Origin of the sequence: Actinomadura darangshiensis (assembly GCF_004349235.1) — a bacterium.
GTDB lineage: Bacteria > Actinomycetota > Actinomycetes > Streptosporangiales > Streptosporangiaceae > Spirillospora > Spirillospora darangshiensis.
In genome coordinates, this window is the sequence record NZ_SMKY01000569.1 from 1 (window position 1) to 2301 (window position 2301).

Below are 2301 nucleotides of genomic sequence, written 5' to 3' on the forward strand. Positions count from 1 at the left end.
CGCCTTGACCGCCTTCGACTGCGCCGGGGGTGCGGGCGTGGCCGCCTTGCCCTTGCCGGACGGGGTTCCGGGCGCGGCCTGCGAGGAGGCCGCGGGGGCGGGCGAGGAGGACGTCCCGGCCGCCTTGGCGCCGTCGTCGGAGCCGCCGCATCCGGCGAGGGCCAGCGTCAATGCCAGGACCGCTAGGTGACCGCGCTTCAAGGCTCGTCCCTTCTCGGGGGGATCGCCCATGATGCGCAGCCGGCACGGGTCGCGGATACCGAGCCGCGTGCCAACAAACCGCGCCCGGCTTAGCACCTCGGCTCATAGCGGGGTCACGTAGGCGCCGGAGATGCCGCCGTCCACGAGGAACTCGGACGCGGTGACGAAGGACGCGTCGTCCGAGGCCAGGAAGGCGACGGCGGCGGCGATCTCGGACGCCTCGGCGAACCGGCCCGCCGGGATGTGGACGAGGCGCCGCGCGGCCCGCTCCGGGTCCTTGGCGAAGAGCTCCTGCAGGAGCGGCGTGTTGACCGGGCCGGGGCACAGGGCGTTCACCCGGACGCCCTGCCGCGCGAACTGCACGCCCAGCTCCCGTGACATCGCCAGGACGCCGCCCTTGGACGCGGTGTAGGAGATCTGCGAGGTCGCCGCGCCCATCACCGCCACGAACGACGCCGTGTTGATGATCGAGCCCTTGCCCTGGTCGACCATGTAGGGGATGACGTGCTTGCAGCACAGGTACACGCTGGTGAGGTTGACGTCCTGGACGCGTTTCCAGGCGTCCAGGCCCGTCTCCAGGATGGAGCCGTCCTCCGGCGGGGCGATGCCGGCGTTGTTGAAGGCGACGTCGATGCGTCCGTAGGTGTTCTGGACGGTCTGGAAGAGCGCGGCGACCTCGTCCTCGACGGTGACGTCCACCTTGGCGAACAGGCCCTTGACCTCGTCCGCCGCGGTCTTGCCGGCGGTCTCGTCCACGTCGGCGACGACGACCCGGGCGCCCTCCTGCGCGAAGCGGCGCGCGGTGGCGAGGCCGATGCCGCCGGCGCCGCCGGTCACGACGGCCACCCGGCCATCCAGACGCTGCATGGGTGTCACTCCTGTCATTGCTCGGTGGCGATGAAGACGTTCTTGGTCTCGGTGAACGCGTCGAGGGCGTCCGGGCCCAGCTCGCGGCCGAGGCCCGACCGCTTGAACCCGCCGAACGGCGTCCAGTAGCGGACGGACGAGTGCGAGTTCACCGACAGGTTCCCCGCCTCGACGGCCCGGGAGGCGCGCAGGGCGCGGCCGATGTCACGGGTCCAGATCGAGCCGGACAGCCCGTAGGGCGTGTCGTTGGCGAGCCGGATCGCGTCGGCCTCGTCCTCGAACGGCACGACCGTGACGACCGGGCCGAACACCTCGTCCTGCCAGGAGGGGAGCCCCGTGCAGGACGGCCCGGCGAGCACGGTCGGCGGGAACCAGAACCCCGGCCCCTCCGGCGCAGACCCGCGGATCACCACTGGCGCGCCTTCGGGCACGTACGAGGCGACCTTGGCGCGGTGGGCCGCGCTGATCAGCGGCCCCACCTCGGTCTTCTCGTTCGAGGGGTCGCCCACCACGACCGCTTGGACGGCCGGTTCGAGCAGTTCGAGGAACCGGTCGTACACCGGGCGCTCGACGAGGATCCGGGAGCGGGAGCAGCAGTCCTGCCCGGCGTTGTCGAACACCGCGGAGGGCGCGGTCGCGGCGGCCTTCTCCAGGTCGGCGTCCGCGAAGACGATGTTGGCGTTCTTGCCGCCCAGCTCCAGCGTCAGCCGCTTCACGCCCGGCGCGCACGCCGCCATGATCTCCGTGCCGACCCGCGTCGACCCGGTGAAGACGATCTTCCGGACGTCCGGGTGCTCGACCAGCCGCCGTCCCGCCACCGCACCGGCGCCCGGCACCACCTGCACGACTCCTTCGGGCAGCCCGGCCTCCAGTGCCAGTTCGCCGACCCGCAGCGCGGTCAGCGGCGTCAGCTCGGACGGTTTCACGATGACGGTGTTGCCCGCCGCGAGCGCAGGCGCAAGCCCCCACCCCATGATCGGCATCGGGAAGTTCCACGGCACGATCACGCCCACGACCCCGAGCGCCTCCGCGAACGTGACGTTCAGCCCGCCCGGCACCGGAATCTGGCGCCCGGAAAGCCGCTCCGGCGCGGCCGCGTAGTAGTGCAGGACGTCCCGCAGATTCCCGGCCTCCCACCGGGCCTGCCCGATCGGATGCCCGGCGTTCCGCACCTCAAGCCCGGCCAACTCGTCCACATGAGCGTCCACGAGATCCGCGAACCCCCGCAGCAAC

Annotated in this window: 2 protein-coding genes and 1 pseudogene; all 3 read right to left on the reverse strand. The window is 72.1% G+C overall.

Annotated features, from left to right (window positions below):
* Window positions 1-231: pseudogene (locus E1293_RS46470) on the reverse strand (hypothetical protein); the annotation flags it as partial.
* Between the two features lie 72 nt (window positions 232-303).
* Entirely contained in the window at window positions 304-1068 is a 765-nt protein-coding gene (locus E1293_RS46475) for a 3-oxoacyl-ACP reductase (RefSeq protein ID WP_207939539.1), read from the reverse strand.
* A 14-nt stretch (window positions 1069-1082) separates the two neighbouring features.
* Window positions 1083-2301, reverse strand: a 1219-nt coding sequence (locus E1293_RS46480; protein ID WP_132206471.1) for an aldehyde dehydrogenase family protein, incomplete at its 5' end; no start/stop codon positions are given.

Coding starts and splice junctions, on each gene's coding strand:
- E1293_RS46475 (WP_207939539.1), bottom strand. CDS start 1,068: ATGCAGCGTCTGGATGGCCGGGTGGCCGTCGTGACCGGCGGCGCCGGC.